The sequence below is a fragment of the Stenotrophomonas sp. HMWF003 genome, from assembly GCF_003061285.1.
Lineage (GTDB): Bacteria > Pseudomonadota > Gammaproteobacteria > Xanthomonadales > Xanthomonadaceae > Stenotrophomonas > Stenotrophomonas maltophilia_AP.
The window spans coordinates 10536-12593 of sequence record NZ_QAIW01000264.1; the positions used below are offsets into that span (position 1 = coordinate 10536).

Annotated in this window: 3 protein-coding genes; all 3 read right to left on the bottom strand. The window is 70.0% G+C overall.

Annotated features, from left to right (window positions below; translation table 11 throughout):
- On the bottom strand, positions 1 to 484 hold a 484-nt coding region (locus DBR34_RS10975), incomplete at its 3' end, for a DoxX family protein (RefSeq protein WP_146186821.1).
- A 22-nt stretch (positions 485 to 506) separates the two neighbouring features.
- The gene (locus tag DBR34_RS10980; protein WP_128096819.1) at positions 507 to 1262 is read right to left on the bottom strand and encodes a putative DNA-binding domain-containing protein; all 756 of its coding nucleotides are present in this window, start codon (positions 1260 to 1262) and stop codon (positions 507 to 509) included.
- Positions 1255 to 2058, bottom strand: an 804-nt coding sequence (locus DBR34_RS10985) for a DUF692 domain-containing protein (RefSeq protein ID WP_146186822.1), incomplete at its 5' end; no start/stop codon positions are given. The genes DBR34_RS10980 and DBR34_RS10985, both read right to left, overlap by 8 nt.

Sequence of the window (2058 nt, forward strand, 5' to 3'; positions counted from 1 at the left end):
GGCAACGCTGGAGCAGGCGGTCCAGGCTCAACGGACCGGCCCCCTGCAGGGCCAGCGGCAGCAGCATGGCCATGAACAGCACGGGCAGCTTGAAGTTGCCGAAGCCCTGGTCGGTAATGACATAGCCCATCGCCAGCTCGCCCAGCCCGTTCCAGTGGGACGGCCAATGCACGGCGGCGGTGGCCACCACGGTCAGCACCAACAGGCTGCTGGCGGCCATGCGCGTGCCCAGGCCGACCAGCAGGCAGGCCGCGCCCACCAGTTCGAACCACGTGGCCAGCTGCCAGTTGACGCTGGCCGGCACCTGGTCGAAGGGAAACGGGAACGCCTGCTGCAGGTCGCCGAACCAGTTGCTGCCGTGCAGTTTCTCGCGGCCGGACTCGAAGTACTCCCAGGCCATCAGCAGGCGCAGACCCAGCGGGGCGATCCACGGGCCGAGCGGGTCCAGCCGGCCGCGCAGGGCGGCCAGGTACGGTGTCTTCATCGATGACGTCCTTTGTGGGGGATCAGGAAGCGGGAGGGGCCACGCCGATCACGCCGCTGCCGAGGAACTGGTGCAGCAACGCCGCGCCGGGGGTGAGCAGCGCATCCGCGGCCAGGCCGTGGGCCAGGGCAAGCTGCTGCAGGTGCCACGTGCCAGCATGGCCGGGCTGCTGGCCGATCTGCTCCAGCAGCTGCGCGGCCATCGGGCTGATGGTCGCGAAACGGACCTGCCCATCCGGGTCACGCCGCACCAGCAGCCCGGTCGGGGCGTCGCCGGGCGCGGGGGGAGCGTCGTCGCTGCCCAGCCGGTGCACCGGCCAGTGGTACAGCAGCGGCCACGCCAGCGGCGAGCGCTGCAATGGGGCGTGCATCGGGTCCAGCCCGGGCGTGGCCGGCAGCGGTTGGGCATCCAGCTGGTACAGCGCGGTTTCCACCCACTCGTAGTGCGCCAGTTCGGCCAGCGCGGGGTGCGGCAGCGTCGGCTGGACCTGCAGCCACTGCACGAACTCGGCGGCCAGTTCGGTGAACAACGGGGTCTGCGCGCGGTGTTCGGCCACGAAGCGGCGCACCAGCACGGTCCATTCGGGATCGCCAAGCAACTGCACGCAGACCGGAAACCCGGTGCCCAGCAGGCCCAGGATGTTGTTGAACACCAGCCGGCGGTAGACCGCCAGCCGCCGTGCATCCAAGCCGGCGGGCGAGGCAACGCGGGCCGGGTCGCGCAGGTGGGTGGTAAGTGCCCGCTGCTGGGCGTGCAGGCGGGCCGGGGCGTCAGTCACGGTCGGCTCCGGCGTGCGTGGCCATCAGCTGGCGGATGGTGCGCAGTTCGTCGCGCAGTTCCGGGTAGGGCGGAAAGTTGAAGTCGCGTTCGAGCAGGGTGGGGCGTGCACCGATGCGCGCGTAGGTGCGGGCCAGCAGGTCCCACACCGGGTCGATCACGGCGCTGCCGTGGGTGTCGATCTTCAGGTCCTCGGCTTCATCCAGGTGGCCGGCCACGTGCAGGCAGACGATGCGCTGGGCGGGCAGTCCGGCGATGAACGCGCCGGCATCATAGCCGTGGTTGCAGGCGTTGACGTAGACGTTGTTGACGTCGAGCAGCAGGTCGCAATCGGCTTCGGCAAGCACGGCGTTGGTGAAGGCCAGTTCGTCCATGGCCGGTTCGGGGGCCAGGTAATAGGAGACGTTTTCCACCGCGATGCGCCGGCCCAGAAGATCCTGTACGCGGGCGATGCGTGCGGCGGTGTGGTGCACGGCTTCCTCGGTGAAGGGGATGGGCAGCAGGTCGTAGAGGTGGCCATCGTCGCTGCAGTAGCTGAGGTGTTCGCTGTACAGCGGTACCCGGTGCTGGTCGAGGAAGCGGCCAACCTGTTCAAGCAGGTGGGTTTCCAGTGGCGCGGTGCTGCCCAGCGACAGGGACAGGCCGTGGCAGCTCAGCGGGTAGCGTTGGGCGAGGTCGGCCAGGGCGTCGCCGGCAGGACCGCCCACGCCGATCCAGTTTTCGGGCGCGCATTCGAGGAAGTCGAGGTCGCCGGCCGGGGCGTCGCGCAGGGTCTGCAGCAGTGCGCGGCGCAGGCC